General features: G+C 42.8%; 15 protein-coding genes, 1 pseudogene and 1 riboswitch. Of the genes and pseudogenes, 14 read left to right on the top strand and 2 right to left on the bottom strand.

The genetic code is table 11. The features are described 5' to 3' along the window. On the top strand, nt 1-681 hold the full coding sequence (gene phoU / locus AB5706_RS01880; protein ID WP_173736609.1) for a phosphate signaling complex protein PhoU: 681 nt from the start codon (nt 1-3) through the stop codon (nt 679-681). Here the strand turns inward: phoU and AB5706_RS01875 are convergent. Beyond that, on the bottom strand, nt 662-841 hold the full coding sequence (locus tag AB5706_RS01875; RefSeq protein ID WP_472515469.1) for a DUF6783 domain-containing protein: 180 nt from the start codon (nt 839-841) through the stop codon (nt 662-664). The two genes, phoU and AB5706_RS01875, sit on opposite strands and share 20 nt — an antisense overlap. Between AB5706_RS01875 and AB5706_RS01870 the strand changes: the two are divergent. Next, a pseudogene (locus AB5706_RS01870) lies at nt 758-931 on the top strand (DUF6783 domain-containing protein); the annotation flags it as partial. The gene AB5706_RS01875 and the pseudogene AB5706_RS01870 overlap by 84 nt on opposite strands. A gap of 62 nt (nt 932-993) precedes the next feature. Here AB5706_RS01870 and AB5706_RS01865 read toward each other — a convergent pair. Then, a complete protein-coding gene (locus tag AB5706_RS01865) occupies nt 994-2,403 on the bottom strand; it encodes an alanine/glycine:cation symporter family protein (RefSeq protein ID WP_173717955.1) in 1,410 nt (469 codons plus the stop codon). A gap of 2 nt (nt 2,404-2,405) precedes the next feature. After that, a riboswitch (glycine riboswitch) is annotated at nt 2,406-2,515 on the bottom strand. Nucleotides 2,516-3,338: 823 nt separating this feature from the next. Between AB5706_RS01865 and AB5706_RS01860 the strand changes: the two genes are divergently transcribed. From AB5706_RS01860 to AB5706_RS01805, 12 genes are all read left to right on the top strand, one after another. After that, nucleotides 3,339-4,805, top strand: coding sequence for an aminotransferase class I/II-fold pyridoxal phosphate-dependent enzyme (locus tag AB5706_RS01860; protein ID WP_118583008.1), 1,467 nt, complete (start codon nt 3,339-3,341; stop codon nt 4,803-4,805). A 77-nt stretch (nt 4,806-4,882) separates the two neighbouring features. Further along, nucleotides 4,883-5,737, top strand: a complete 855-nt coding sequence (gene speE / locus AB5706_RS01855) for a polyamine aminopropyltransferase (protein WP_148461219.1) — start codon at nt 4,883-4,885, stop codon at nt 5,735-5,737. A gap of 3 nt (nt 5,738-5,740) precedes the next feature. Beyond that, the gene (gene speB, locus AB5706_RS01850; RefSeq protein ID WP_173769572.1) at nt 5,741-6,598 is read left to right on the top strand and encodes an agmatinase; all 858 of its coding nucleotides are present in this window, start codon (nt 5,741-5,743) and stop codon (nt 6,596-6,598) included. Nucleotides 6,599-6,641: 43 nt separating this feature from the next. Continuing rightward, complete coding sequence (locus AB5706_RS01845; RefSeq protein WP_173769573.1) at nt 6,642-7,901, top strand: saccharopine dehydrogenase family protein; 1,260 nt, start codon at nt 6,642-6,644, stop codon at nt 7,899-7,901. Next, a complete protein-coding gene (locus tag AB5706_RS01840; protein WP_173773135.1) occupies nt 7,901-9,115 on the top strand; it encodes a carboxynorspermidine decarboxylase in 1,215 nt (404 codons plus the stop codon). The genes AB5706_RS01845 and AB5706_RS01840 overlap by 1 nt, the downstream gene beginning before the upstream one ends. Nucleotides 9,116-9,331: 216 nt before the next feature. After that, nucleotides 9,332-10,699 carry an MATE family efflux transporter gene (locus AB5706_RS01835; RefSeq protein ID WP_173770669.1) on the top strand — a complete coding sequence of 456 codons (1,368 nt, stop codon included), beginning with the start codon at nt 9,332-9,334 and terminating at the stop codon, nt 10,697-10,699. A gap of 13 nt (nt 10,700-10,712) precedes the next feature. After that, a complete protein-coding gene (locus AB5706_RS01830) occupies nt 10,713-11,300 on the top strand; it encodes a cytidylate kinase-like family protein (protein ID WP_148461225.1) in 588 nt (195 codons plus the stop codon). Between the two features lie 432 nt (nt 11,301-11,732). Further along, a complete protein-coding gene (locus AB5706_RS01825) occupies nt 11,733-12,374 on the top strand; it encodes a class I SAM-dependent methyltransferase (protein ID WP_148461226.1) in 642 nt (213 codons plus the stop codon). A 16-nt stretch (nt 12,375-12,390) separates the two neighbouring features. Further along, nucleotides 12,391-13,191, top strand: a complete 801-nt coding sequence (locus AB5706_RS01820) for a class I SAM-dependent methyltransferase (RefSeq protein ID WP_368365693.1) — start codon at nt 12,391-12,393, stop codon at nt 13,189-13,191. A gap of 26 nt (nt 13,192-13,217) precedes the next feature. Further along, nucleotides 13,218-14,168, top strand: coding sequence for an acyl-CoA thioester hydrolase/BAAT C-terminal domain-containing protein (locus AB5706_RS01815; protein ID WP_173770666.1), 951 nt, complete (start codon nt 13,218-13,220; stop codon nt 14,166-14,168). Continuing rightward, nucleotides 14,155-14,274: a TnpV protein gene (locus tag AB5706_RS01810; RefSeq protein WP_233455994.1), complete on the top strand. Its 120-nt coding sequence runs from the start codon at nt 14,155-14,157 to the stop codon at nt 14,272-14,274. The genes AB5706_RS01815 and AB5706_RS01810 overlap by 14 nt, the downstream gene beginning before the upstream one ends. Before the next feature lie 227 nt (nt 14,275-14,501). After that, nucleotides 14,502-15,464 (top strand): ORF6N domain-containing protein, encoded by a 963-nt coding sequence (locus AB5706_RS01805; protein WP_173717963.1) that lies wholly within the window; start codon nt 14,502-14,504, stop codon nt 15,462-15,464. Nucleotides 15,465-15,519: the final 55 nt, after the last annotated feature.

The raw sequence follows: 15,519 nt of genomic DNA, 5'->3' as shown, positions 1-15,519 counted from the left end.
ATGAGAGATGTGTATACCGCAAAGCTTTCCAGGCTTTCAGATGAGATCCTGGAAATGGGAAATCTGTGCGGTCAGGCCATCATGAAGACCTGTCAGCTTCTGGCAAGCGTGGAGGTTCGTGAGGCTGCCACAAAGGAGATTGGAAGAATTGAAAAGGAGATTGACGACAAAGAACATAATATTGAGGCTCTTTGCATGCAGCTTCTTCTGAAACAGCAGCCGGTTGGTACTGATCTTCGCAAAATTTCCGCAGCACTTAAGATGGTAACAGATATGGAGCGAATCGGCGACCAGGCTACTGATATTGCGGAGATTCTGAACACAGGCAGCGTTCATGTACCAGTAACTGCTATTCCACTTCAGGAAATGGCAGATTATGCCATGCATATGGTAAATGACAGTGTTACTGCTTATGTAGAGGAAAAAAGTGATCTGGCAAAAAAGGTGATCAGCAGTGATGATATTCTGGATAATCTTTTCAATAAAGTAAGAAATGCGTTGGATCAGAACACCATGGACTTTTCCAGTGACGAGGTTCTTGATCTTCTGATGATCTCCAAATACTATGAGCGAATCGGCGACCACGCCACCAACATCGGAGAGTGGGCAGAGTTTTCTGTAGACGGAATTCACAGAAACGGAGACAGCATCAGCGATCTGTTTAATCCGGATTCCTTATAATAAGATTAGAGCGTGTTTGAAAAATCATTTCCGCAATCTGCACGCCCCACTTTGCGGGAGATTTCACCCGAATTCGGTTGCCGTAGCCCGCTACGGCGCCCTCATCCGAGCGAAATCTCCCACAAATTGTGACGCACATCTTGCAGAAAGCCTTTTTCAAACACGCTCTAGAACAAAGACAGGGGCAAACATGTTTTGCCTCTTTTTTGCAGGAAAGTTACATATAAAAGAACCTTGTCTGACTGGCTAAAAGCATCGTATCAGACAAGGCTCTATGTTTTTCAGGAGAGGAATTCTTTCTGTTCTTTTATCTTATTCGTAATTTTTATGTTTTTTAAAGAAATCCTTTGTTTCCTTTACGACTACACCGCTTAAAGCAAGCAGGGCAATCAGGTTCGGGAAGGCCATCAGGGCATTGAAGATATCTGCAATGTTCCAGACAGCAGCAACAGTCATGTACGGTCCGAAGAAGACGCAGATGATATATAACCAACGGTAAGTCTTTACTGCAGTCATGTTGCGGTTGAAAAGGTATTCCAGGCAGCGCTCACCGTAATAATCCCATCCAAGGATGGTTGTGAATGCGAAGAATACCAGGCACAGCATAAGAGCAAAGGAAGCAAACTGTGCAGGGAATGGAAGTCCCTTCTGGAAAGCAGCAGTAGTAATCGCAACACCCTCAAGTCCTGTATTCCAGGTCTCAGTAATGACAATGGAAAGACCTGTCATGGTACAAATTACAATGGTATCAATAAAAGTACCGGTCATGGAAACAAGTCCCTGACGAACCGGTTCCTTTGTCTGAGCGGCAGCAGCAGCAATAGGAGCGCTACCAAGACCAGATTCGTTTGAGAAAATACCGCGGGCAATACCTTTCTGCATTGCCACAACCATGGTTCCCATGGCACCGCCTGCAAGGGCACTTCCGTTGAAGGCTGTTTTTACAATTGTAGCGATGGCACCAGGAACTGCAGTAATATTTGTGATCACAATGATCAGTGCAAGTGCAACATAAAGAACCGCCATAAATGGAACGATGATCTGGGAAACCTTTGCAATACGCTGAATACCGCCAAGAACTACAAGTCCTACACATAAGGTAAGAATCAGGCAGGCAATTACAGTTGCCCAGGAGTATGTATTTCCAAAAAGGGAAACGGTGTGTACAGTATCCGGGTCAAAGAAGTTCTTTACTGCAGAAGCAATACCGTTTACCTGAGTAAAGGTACCAATTCCGAAAAGACCGACCCCGGCTCCGAAGAATGCAAAAATCTTTGCAAGCCATCTCCACTGTTTTCCCATACCATTCTCAATATAATAAAATGGTCCGCCAAGAACGTGTCCGTCCTTGTCGATGGTACGGTATTTGATGGCCAGAAGTCCTTCTGCGTATTTGGTTGCCATTCCGAAGAATGCAGCAACGATCATCCAGAACAGGGCTCCGGGTCCGCCTGCAGCAATAGCAGTGGCAACACCTACGATGTTACCGGTTCCGATAGTTGCGGACAAAGCTGTGCAGAGCGCACCAAAGCTTGTGACTTCACCTTCGCCGCCTTCTTCATTTTTTACCATAAATTTCAGTGCTTTTCCCAGATGTCTTACCTGTAAAAAGCCTAACCGAACGGTTAAAAGGAATCCTGTGATCAGGATCAGAATGATTAACGGAAGTCCCCAGACTACTCCGTCAAACCAGGTGATAAAGTTGTTGATTTGTGTAAACATGTTCTCTTTCCTCCATCCTTTTGCCTGAGAGATTAACAGCATTACAAATGCTGCGTACACCTTCGGCGCTCTTCCATAAATTTTTTTGAAGAGACTCTCCTGAGTTACGAAAAACCTGCTTATACATTTTCTATAAAATGTACGAGCATGACGGTCATTCGTACTGTGTAGAAACACACTAATACACAGAATATCATATACGATCATAAATTTCAATGAAAATGTTAGAAAAATATTTTGTTTTGACAAGAAAAATATTTGCCTTTCCTTCATTGCAGCACAGGAGCGCGTTTGGAAAATCATTTCCGCAATCTGCTGGTATTATAAAATGAAACAATCTGCTGGTATCATAAAATGAAACAGTTGACATGCATTTTCATATGTGCTATGCTTATGAAGATTTTGAAAGACAAAGAAAGAGTCTTTTCAAAGCAATTATTTTGGATCACTCCATTTGGGGTTAAGGCCATACGGACAGCCGGGTCCACTGCCGCTGATGGTAACTTTGGTTGCCTTATTGATTGAGTTAGAAGCTCAAATTTTATAAGTTGGTTCCTTTGATAACCACTATGCGCCTGAGGCGCAGACTTGTGAAACGGTCAATAAGAGTAGTAAAAGTATGATTGCTATATAGACTCTGACATATATCATCCGGATTTCTATTTTATGTAAATACGAGGATTCTTATATTTATTATAAGTCAATGGAGATAGAATCGGGAAGAATGATCCAAGCAGGTTTGCGGTTTTAAGGCAGCCTGCTTTTTTTTATGTAATAGAAAATTACGTTGGAATTTCCTATTATATAAAAAGCTCTGCCGGGTAGGATTCCACTGCAGCGGAAGCGCAGATGGCGCTGGAGACGCCCCTTTGCAGGCGGAGAATCCTGCAAACAGGATTCTTTATACAGACAAAGGAACTGGAAATGGAGACGCAATGAACAGAACTCGTTTTAAACTGGACCAGAATCGTGCACCAATTCACGAGGCTCTGGAAAATTTCCGGCGCATGAGGGTGGTACCCTTCGATGTGCCAGGACATAAAAGAGGAAGAGGAAATCCGGAGCTTACTGAGTTTCTGGGGCAGAAATGTGTAGGCGTGGATGTAAACAGCATGAAGCCGCTTGATAATCTCTGTCATCCTGTATCTGTGATCCGGGAGGCAGAAGAACTGGCAGCTGATGCCTTTGGAGCAGCTCACGCCTTTCTCATGGTTGGCGGAACTACAAGCTCTGTACAGACCATGGTGTTAACTGCCTGTAAGAGGGGGGACGAGATCATTCTTCCCCGCAATGTTCACAGAAGCGTGCTGAATGCGCTGGTTCTGTGCGGAGCAATTCCGGTTTATGTGAATCCGGAAGTAGATCAGAGACTCGGAATCTCTCTTGGAATGCGCCGTGAGCAGGTGGCAAAGGCAATTAAGGAGCATCCCAATGCAGTAGCTGTGTTGGTAAACAATCCTACCTATTATGGAATTTGCAGTGATCTTCGTGCAATTGTGCGGATGGCTCATGAAGCAGGAATGCTGTGTCTGGCAGATGAAGCCCATGGGACTCATTTTTATTTTGGAGGAGGCCTGCCGGTTTCGGCAATGGCAGCTGGTGCAGATATGGCATCTGTATCCATGCATAAAAGCGGCGGAAGCCTGACCCAGTCCAGCCTTCTTCTGACTGGACCTGGCGTCCATGCCGGCTATGTCCGTCAGATCATCAACCTGACCCAGACTACTTCCGGAAGCTATCTTCTGATGTCAAGTCTTGACATTTCCCGGCGGAATCTTGCACAGCGCGGACGTCAGATTTTCCATCAGGTAGCAGATATGGCAGAATATGCAAGGGAAGAGATTAACGCCATTGGCGGCTATTACGCATTTGGAAAAGAACTGGTGAATGGAGATTCGGTTTTTGATTTTGACATTACGAAATTAAGTGTACATACTCTGGATATCGGACTTGCAGGAATTGAGGTTTACGACATTCTGAGAGATGAGTATGATATTCAGATCGAATTTGGTGATATCGGAAATATTCTGGCTTATCTGTCAATTGGAGACCGTGCCCAGGAAGTAGAGCGGTTGGTAAGCGCCCTTGCGGAGATCCGCAGGCGTTTTCAGAAGGATAAATCAGGATTGCTGGATCAGGAATATATTGATCCCCAGGTAGTAACAAGCCCTCAGGAAGCTTTTTATGCAGAAAAATGCAGCCTTCCTCTCAGGGAAACGGAAGGAAAGGTATGCAGTGAATTTGTAATGTGTTATCCTCCGGGAATCCCAATTCTGGCTCCAGGGGAACGGATCACCCCGGAAATCCTGGATTACATTGAATATGCCAAGGCAAAAGGATGCAACATGACAGGTCCGGAAGATCCGGATATATTACGGTTAAATGTGCTGGAGCATGTCTAAAAAAGGCTGTCTGCAAATTGTGACACACATCTTGCGGGAATAATTTTAAAACACACTCTGGCAGGGAGGTAAAGAAAATGGAAATGTGGTTTTCGGAATTTCATACACCGGATGTGAAGCATAGTATCCGGGTAAACCGTCAGCTCTACTCAAGGCAGAGCGACTATCAGCGAATTGATATTTTTGAGACACCGGAATTTGGCAGGGTTCTTACACTGGATGGCAATGTAATGCTCACGGAACGTGACGAATTTATTTATGACGAAATGATTACCCATGTACCTATGGCTGTCCACAAAGAAGCCAGGGATATTCTTGTAATCGGAGCAGGAGACGGTGGAGTGGTACGTGAACTGACCAGATATGACCGTGTCCGCCATATTGATCTGGTAGAGATGGATCCCATGGTAGTGGAAGCCTGCCGTGCCTATCTTCCGGGAAATGCCTGCAGGCTTGATGACAGGAGAGTGCATCTTCATTATGAAAATGCATTGAAATTTATCCGACGCTGTGAAAATAAATATGACCTTATTATTGTGGATTCTTCCGATCCTTTTGGCCCTTCGGAAGGCTTGTTTACCCGTGAATTTTATGGAAACTGTTATAATGCGCTGAAAGAGGATGGCATCATGGTCAATCAGCAGGGAAGTCCTTTTTATTCTGAGGATGCCCACGCCATGCAGCGCAGTCACAAAAGAATTGCCAGTACGTTCCAGATCAGTCGTGTTTACCAGGCACATATTCCTACCTTTGCTGCCGGTTACTGGCTGTTTGGTTTTGCAAGCAAAAAGTACCATCCGGTGGATGATCTGGATCCGGAGGCATGGAACGCCCTGAATCTTCGCACCCGTTACTATACCACAAGGCTTCACAGAGGTGCATTTTATCTTCCGGCTTTTCTGGAGGAAATGCTTCAGGAGGTGGAGGACTGATTTATGATTTTACCAAATATTGAGAATTTTATTGGCTGTGACAGCAGCTTTGAGGAAGCAGGGATTGTTCTTTACGGAGCGCCCTTTGATTCTACCACAAGCTTTCGCCCTGGAGCCAGGTTCGGCCCTTCTGCCATTCGTCATGAAAGCTTTGGACTGGAAACCTACAGCCCTTATCAGGACCGCGACCTTACAGATATTCAGGTATTTGACAGTGGAGATCTGGAGCTTTGCTTCGGCAGCAGTGAAATGGCACTTGCTGATATACAGAATCGTGCCTGGGAAATTCTGGAAGCAGGAAAGATACCCTTGCTTTTAGGCGGCGAGCATCTGGTGACACTGGCGGCTGTAAGAGCCACAGCCAGAAAGTATCCAGGGCTTCATATTATTCATTTTGATGCCCACGCAGATTTGAGGGATGATTATCTTGGTGCCCGTTTAAGCCATGCGTGTGTCATTCGCAGATGCCATGATATACTGGGAGATGGACGGATTCATCAGTTTTGCATCCGAAGTGGGGAAAGAGAAGAATTCCGGTTTGCAAAGGAGCATACAGATTTTCATCCTTTTACCTTTGAAGGCTTGGAAGAGACCATACAGGAGTTGGACAGGGAGCAGGTTCCGGTATATTTTACCATTGATCTGGATTGCCTGGATCCATCCGTATTTCCGGGAACTGGTACACCGGAGGCGGGAGGCGTAAGCTTCCTTGAGCTTCTTGCGGCTATTCGGAAGGTATCAGAATTAAATATTGTGGGAGCAGATGTCAATGAGCTGGCACCTATGCTGGATCCAAGCGGTGTTTCCACAGCCACAGCATGCAAGGTGGTCAGGGAACTGCTGCTGGCAGTGGCGAAATAAAAACAGCTGCGATAGTGAAATATAAAATAAGGAGATAAAAAATATGAGCAGAGTACTTGTAATCGGCTGCGGCGGAGTAGCCAGTGTAGCAATCCAGAAATGCTGTCAGGCAGATGAGGTATTTACAGAACTGTGTATTGCAAGCAGGACAAAAGAAAAATGTGATGCCCTTGCCCGGAAGCTGGAGGGAAAAACAAAAACAGTTGTTACCACAGCAAAGGTAGATGCAGATGATGTAAACCAGCTGATCCAGCTGATCAATAGTTACAAACCGGATCTGGTAATGAACATTGCACTTCCATACCAGGATCTGACAATTATGGATGCCTGTCTGGCATGTGGCGTAAACTATATGGATACGGCAAATTATGAGCCCGAAGATACCGATGATCCGGAATGGCGGGCTATTTATGAAAAACGCTGTAAGGAAGCTGGATTTTCCGCATATTTTGATTATTCCTGGCAGTGGGCATACCGGAAGAAATTTGAAGAGGCAGGACTTACTGCACTCCTTGGCTGCGGCTTTGACCCTGGCGTTACACAGGCATACTGTGCATATGCATTAAAGCATGAGTTTGACCAGATTGATACCATTGATATTCTGGACTGCAACGGAGGAGACCACGGATATGCGTTTGCAACCAACTTTAACCCGGAGATCAACCTTCGTGAGGTAAGCGCTCCTGGAAGCTACTGGGAGAATGGACATTGGGTGGAAATTCCTCCGATGGCCATCAAGCGGGAATATGATTTTGACCAGGTCGGCGATAAGGATATGTATCTTCTTCATCACGAGGAAATTGAGTCCCTTGCCCAGACAATTCCGGGAGTAAAGAGAATTCGTTTCTTTATGACATTTGGACAGAGCTACCTGGATCACATGCGCTGCCTGGAGGATGTGGGAATGCTTTCCACTACCCCGATCAGCTATAACGGACAGGAAATTGTTCCCATCCAGTTTTTGAAGGCGCTTCTTCCGGATCCGGCAAGCCTTGGTCCTCGTACCAAAGGTAAAACCAATATTGGCTGTATTTTCACCGGAGTAAAGGATGGAAAAGAGAAAACCTACTATATTTATAATATTTGTGACCATCAGGAATGCTATAAGGAGGTTGGAAGCCAGGCAATCAGTTACACGACAGGCGTTCCGGCCATGTGTGGGGCATTAATGATGCTTACTGGAAAATGGATTCGTCCAGGAGTGTATACAGTAGAAGAATTTGACCCGGATCCGTTCCTGGAGGCACTTGACAAATACGGACTTCCACGCAGTGAAAATCATAATCCGGAGCTGGTTGATTAATGGAAAAAACAGATACAAGACCACCTTTTGCAGCATCCGGTGGAGTTATTCCGCCGGAATTCCGGAAAATCAAGACGCCTTGTTATGTTCTTGACGAAACAGCGCTTATAAAAAATGCAGAATTAATGGGAAAGATTGCCGAAAGAACTGGATGTAAAATGCTCCTGGCGCAGAAGGCTTTCAGCAATTATGACTGCTATCACCTTCTGGAGCCTTATCTGGCTGGAACAGAAGCAAGTGGACTGTACGAAGCAAGGCTTGGCGCCCAGGAGATGCCAGGAAAAGAGGTACATGTATTTTGTGCCGGATACCGTGAGGATGAATTTGAAGAACTGCTTTGCTTTGCAGATCATATAGTGTTTAACTCACCCTCCCAGCTTCTCCGTTTTGGAAAAAGAGCGAAGCAGGCCGGAAAAAGCGTAGGGCTCAGGATCAATCCGGAATGCTCTACCCAGGAGGGACATGAAATTTATGATCCCTGTGCCCCGGGCAGTCGTATGGGTACCACGAGAGCACAGTGGGAGGCTGCTGTGAAAATGTATCCGGATCTGACCGGATTATTGGATGGTATTCACTTTCACACCCTTTGCGAGCAGGATTCCTCTGATCTGGAAACCACTCTTGCAGCGGTGAAGGTGAAATTCGGAGATCTGATTTCTCAGGTAAAATGGCTGAACCTGGGAGGAGGACATCATATTACAAGACCAGGTTATGATATTGCACGGCTTGAAAAGTGCATTGAGGCGGCAAAGGAAGAATGGAAGGTGGATATTTACCTGGAGCCTGGAGAGGCATGGGCTTTAAATGCCGGATTCTTTCTGACAACCGTGCTGGATGTGCTGCAAAATGGTGATACCCGGCTTGCAATTTTGGATGGAAGTGCGGCATGTCATATGCCGGATGTTCTGGAAATGCCTTACCGTCCTCCCCTTCTTGGAGCAGGGGAGCCAGGAGAGAATGCCGTTACCGTCCGTCTTGGAGGACCAACCTGCCTGTCCGGGGATGTTATAGGAGATTACAGCTTCCAAAAGCCTTTGACATACGGAAATCTTCTCATGTTTGGTGATATGGCCATATATACAACCTGCAAAAACAATACCTTTAACGGAATGCCCCTGCCTGATATCTGGCTGCGGCATGGTGATAAAACCATGGAACGTCTGACTGATTTCGGTTACGAGGATTTTAAAGGCAGACTTGGACATCGCAGGTGATCATAAAAAATCTGTTTGACTTTTTGAAAAACAGGCAATATAATTAAATCAAACGAGTAGCAGGTAAGCGTAAATCCAGTTTACAAGCTACTCGTTTTTTATTTTACCAAAATTGAATATCGCCATGAAAAAGTGTGTAGCCTGTCAGCGTAAGTCCAGCTTATATGACAGGGTGCGCGCTTTTTTTGTGCAGAAAAAGAGAGGAGTTAAAACAAAATGGCGAAAAGCAACAAGATGAAGGAGATGCCGGTGAATAAGCTGATGGTCCAGATGGGAATTCCGATGATCTTATCCATGGCATTGCAGGCAGTCTATAACATTGTAGACAGCGCATTTGTAGGAAATATGAGAGTGGGCAGTGAATCAGCACTAAATGCACTGACTTTGGTATTCCCGGTTCAGATGCTTATGGTGGCAGTAGGAATTGGAACAGGTGTAGGAACCAATGCACTTCTTGCAAGGACACTGGGACAGGGAAACCGTAAAAAAGCTGCAAAGGTAGCAGGAAACAGTCTGTTCCTGGGTGTGATCATTTATGTGGTTTGTTTATTATTTGGCATCTTTGGAGTGAGAGCATATATTTCATCTCAGACAGTAGATGCAGAAGTACTTGAGATGGGAGTCAGTTATCTGCGGATATGTTGTGTGATTTCTTTTGGAATCATCTTCTTTTCTTTGTTTGAAAAGCTGTTACAGGCCACAGGACGCTCTCTTTATTCTACAATCGGTCAGGTGGTTGGAGCAGTTATAAATATCATCCTTGATCCGATCATGATCTATGGGATTGGACCTTGCCCGGAAATGGGAGTGAAAGGTGCAGCCTACGCAACTGTAATTGGACAGGTAGCATCCGCAGTATTACTGCTTATCTTTCATATCAAATTAGATAAGGAATTTGAGCATGGGGCAAAATACATGAAGCCGGATGGCAGAATTATCAAGGAAATCTATGCGATCGGACTTCCGGCGATTATCGCTCAGGCGCTGATGTCTATTATGGTTTATGTGATGAATCTGATCCTGAAGTTCAATCCGTCAGCACAGACAGCTTATGGATTGTTCTATAAAGTTCAGCAGTTTGTTCTCTTCCTTGCATTTGGTCTGCGAGATGCAATCACTCCGATCATTGCATTTGCTTATGGAATGAGAAGCAAAAAGAGAATCCAGGATGGAATCAAATATGGTCTGATCTACACTATTGCATTAATGATTATTGGAATTGCAATTACGGAGATTTTCCCTGGAGCATTTGCAACGCTGTTTAATGCAGGACAGTCAAGAGAATATTTTATCGGCGCGATGAGAGTGATCTCGGTAAGTTTCCTGTTTGCCGGAATCAATGTTGCTTATCAGGGCATTTACCAGGCACTGGACGGTGGTGTGGAATCATTGGTTATTTCACTTTTGAGACAGCTTATTATCATCCTGCCGTTGGCAGGAATCTTTTCCCTGTTTGTGAGAAATGGTCAGGTGGGCGTTTCCTTGATCTGGTGGGCATTTCCGATTACAGAAGTAATTGCATGTCTGGTAGGATATGTATTTTTAAAAAGAATCAGAAAAAATAAAGTTGATGCTTTGCGTTAAGGAGGAACTGGAAATGGCAAAAAGAATTATTACAATCAGCAGAGAATTTGGAAGCGGTGGACGTTTTATCGGAGAAGAAGTCGCGAAGAAGCTGGGAATTGCTTATTACGATAAAAATGTTATTAATGAAATTGCAGAAAAGTCCGGATTATCGCCAGAATACATTCAGGAAAATGCAGAATTATCTCCGAAAAAAGGGATGTTTGCATATGCACTTGCCGGACGTGACATCACAGGAAGATCTGTGGAGGATATGGTATATGAGGCGCAGAGAAAAGTTATTTTAGAACTAGCCGAGAAGGTCCCTTGCGTGATCATTGGAAGAAATGCGGACTATATCCTGAAAGACCGTGATGATGTGCTGAATGTATTTATTCATGGAAATATGCCGGAGAAAACACAGCGGATCATTCGATTATATAATGTAGATGAGAAAAAAGCTGTGAAAATGATGGCCGACACAGATAAAAGACGTATGACAAATTATAACTTTTACACGGAGCATAAATGGGGAAAGGCCAGTAATTATACGTTGTGCCTGAACAGTTCACAGCTTGGATATGACAGATGTGAGAAGATCATTATGGAATGTATTAAATAACAGGAGGTGTATACTGTTTACTACAAATTGCTGTTGGTTCCAGGGCAGGAATATTAGACGAAATAGTCAGTGAGGTTTCTATGGCGATTTCTATTTTTCGCTATGGATGGAAAAATATGGATTGTTCTGAATGTGAGACATAATGACAAAATCTGCTTGATAAACCAGATAAAGGTGATATACTGGATGCATAAGAAAAGAAACCGTGTGGAATTACAGTTTTGTTTTCACACGGTTTTTTAGAAGATATGAGTTAGATAATACTAACACTGGCGACTTACTTGAAAAAGAGGGCAGATTTTTATGAAAATATTGATTTATGGAAAATGAATATTTGGGGTTTCCTGTCTTTACAAATTCTAATGGTTATGTGAAAAAATTGAAGACATGTGAATGTAAGGCGAAAACAGCACAGTGATTGGAGGAAAAAGCATGAGAAACGAAGAATACAAAAGGTTGTCGATTGCTGAATTTACAAAAGCAGCAGGAAGATATGAAAGTAACCATGCGGGTATATACGAAATGTGTAAGAAGGATTATCCAGATATTCTGGCGGAGCTGGAGAAAGAGTCGTTTAGAGAATTGTTGGATGCAGGCTGTGGTCCGGCTCCAATGATTTCTTTATTATCAGAAAAATATCCAGACAGGCATTATACCGGGTTGGATCTGACTCCTGCGATGATCGAACAGGCAAAAAAGAAAGAGATTCCAAATGCAACATTTGTTGTGGGAGACTGTGAGAATTTTCCTTTTGAAAATGATTCATTTGATGCAATTATTTGTTCTATGAGTTTCCATCATTATCCGGATCCACAGGCATTTTTTGACAGTGTAAAAAGATGCCTTCGCCCAAATGGGAGATTGATTCTGCGTGATGTGACCAGTGACAATAAAGTATTGGTATGGCTGATGAATACACTGGAAATGCCTTTGGCAAATATATGTGGACATGGAGATGTCCGGGTTCCAACAAGAGATGTGGTCATGAAATGCTGTAGGAAAGCAGGATTAAAAGTAGAAAAATTTGAAATCCGTAAAGGTATGAGGATGCATTGCGTTGTAAGAAAACAATAGAAGAAGGCGATAGACAATGAAAAAAAAAGTGAATGTGACAGGTGTGCCGGAAACGATGGTACAGACTTTGTATGCAAGAGCAAAAGAAACAAAAAAGCAAAATGCCAAAATCAAGGATAAGATTGCAATAGAACTTGTGGAGAAGCTGGACTATAACTTTTCCAAAGCAGATAAGGATAAAGCCATGAATTATGGCGTAATTGCGAGAACAATCGTATTAGACCGGATGGTTAAGCAATATCTGGAGAAGCATGCAAATACAGTTGTTATAAATATTGCATGTGGACTGGATACCAGATGTTATCGGATGGAGAGAAAATATCTGCACTGGTACAATGTGGATCTGTCAGAAACGATGAAGATAAGGAGTCAGTTCCTTACCGAAACTGGTCCGGTATATCAGATTGCAAAGTCTGCAATGGATGAATCCTATGTAGATGATATCGATTATCATGGTGAGAATGTTCTGGTAATAATCGAAGGTCTTACAATGTATTTGTGTGAAAAGGATATTAGAAAAATGTTTTCTATTATTGAGAAATCATTCCAGAAGGTAACCGTAATGGTTGAAACCATGTCCCCTTTTGTTGTAAAACATGTGAAAGAAAAATCTATAGAGAGGAGCAATGCAAAATTCACATGGGGAGTTAAGAATGGAAAGGAACTGCAAAGAATCATACCGGCATTTTCTGTTCGACAGGAAGTCAGTCTGATTGAAGGAATGAAAGAGCTTATGCCGATTTATCATGTGATAGGAAAGTTTCCAATCGTTCGGAACATCTCAAATAAAATAATAGTTATGGAGAAACGTGGCTGATATTATACAAGCAGGAGCTGATATAGATGATGAAAAGACATTTTGATGTGGAATCAGATGGATTTTATGGTGCATACTGGAAATGCAAAACAGGTTCAGACTGTGCAATGATTGCAATGATCGGAGATGATCCGGAGGATTATCTGGCGCGTACATCCGTGAAATGGCTACATAAACTCGGTGTGAATGTGATGACAATGTCACCTGGAAAAAAAGATTATGGACATCATAATTATCCATTGGAACGTATAGAGAAAGCAATCAATTGGTTAAAAGCACATGGTGATCAGAAGATAGGAATTGTCGGGGCATCTACTACAGGAACACTTGCCTTAACTGCCGCTTCTTATTTTGAAGATATTACATTGACGATCGGTCTGACACCGAGTGACTTTGTCTGGCAGGGATTTATGCAGGGCAAAAAGGATGGCTGTAAGGAATGGCCGATAGAGGGAGAATCTCTTTTTTCGTATAAAGGAGAACCACTTCCGTACATGCCTTTTTGCTATAAACATCCGGATTACTGGCATGTGATTGAAAAAGAAACAAAGCGAACCGGTGATATGATTAATTCAAGAAAACTGTTTGACGATTCGGAAAAGGCTCATCCAATCCAAGAAGACGAGATGATCAAGATTGAAAAGATCAATGGAACATTATTGCTGATTGGTGCGGAAGATGATGCGTTGTGGGATACTGCAAAATACATCCGTCGAATGAAGCAGCGTATAAAAGAACATCCGCATACATGCAGATTAGAGTCTGTAATTTATGAGCATGGAACCCATTTTGTTTTTCCGGAGAGCATGCTAAAGACAATGCTTCCGGTTGGTTCCGGACTCTTTGTGAAACTGGCATTTCAGGCAGCAAGAAAACATCCGAAAGAGTGTCGCAGAGCACGTCTAAATATTGATCAGCGGGTGAGAAATGCTGTTGCAAAATGGAAGAGAGTAGATAGATCTTTTGAAAGTGGATAAAGCAGCTAGAGAACGGGAAAAAGTGATCTTGAAACAGTTAGAAGAAAAAGAACCACTGCCGGATAAAGAGAAAGATCAGATGGCATGGGTAAGAGCAGTCAACTAGCACAGAGCGATTGCAGAAGAGATTATTCTCAAGGAATTGATTTATGTTTAAATGAAGGTGATGAGGTCGTGGATTGCGACCTCATTATTATATGAAAAATAGCAGTAGGCAGAATGAGAAAAATAGGGTAAAATGGGAACATGGATTTTGGAAACTCATAAGAAATGATTGTGCGGTAAAGTAATTTGAAATGCCAGTTTGGCATTTCAAGTTATAGAGGAGATGGAATGGCGGATCAGAAAGTAAAAGAAATGGAACCAGTGGAAACACAAATAGTTGAAATCATGCCACCGGACATTGAAAATCTGATTTATGTAGTAAGAAACAAACAAGTCATGGTGGATAGTGATCTGGCAATGCTTTATCAAGTAGAAACAAAAGCTTTAAATCGTGCAGTAAAAAGAAATATAAAACGATTTCCAGAAGATTTTTGTTTTCAGCTTACAACAGAAGAAACAGAATCTTTGAAGTGCCAATCTGGCACCTCAAAAATACAAGAGCCAGAAAAAAAGGATGGACGAGGTGGCAGACGTACGCTACCGTATGTATTTACAGAGCAGGGAATATCCATGCTGGCCAGTGTATTGCATAGCGAGGTGGCAATTAATGTAAGCATAGGTATTATGCGTGCATTTGTAGAAATGCGACGGTTTATAGCCAACAATGCACTTTTGTTTGAAAGGATTAGTAACGTTGAGCTAAAACAACTGGAATATCAGAAAAAGACAGATGAAAAGCTGGAGCAAATTTTTGAGTACATATCAGATCATGAGGAGTCTAATCAAAAGATATTTTTTGATGGTCAGATATATGATGCGTTCAGTTTACTAATAGGACTGATTCAGAAGGCAGAAACGGAAATTGTTCTGGTAGATGGATATGTGGATGTAGGAACATTAAATATTTTGTCAAAGAAGAAAGAAAATGTGGCGGTGACAGTTTATACACTGCAACGGACAAAATTATCTCAAACAGATGTAGATAACTTTAATGTACAGTATCCTAAACTGGATGTGAAGTACACAAGAGCATTTCATGATCGATTTTTAATTCTTGATAAAACGAAAGCATATCATGTTGGTGCGTCTTTGAAGGATGCAGGTAAAAAATGTTTTGGAATTAATCTGATTGAAGATGCAGGTATTGTAAGGGATATTTTACAGAGAGTGGAATTAGAAACAGAAGAATAGAAAAGTAAGTTATGCAGAAAGGCGTGAGTCATAAGAATATGGCTTGCGTCTTTTT

The sequence above is a fragment of the Ruminococcus sp. RTP21484sp1_RTP21277st1_D2_RTP21277_210401 genome (genome assembly GCF_040924225.1).
GTDB classification, from domain to species: Bacteria; Bacillota; Clostridia; order Lachnospirales; family Lachnospiraceae; genus Blautia_A; species Blautia_A faecis.
Note: the sequence above shows the minus strand (reverse complement) of the source record. Positions and strands in the feature narration are given on the sequence as shown.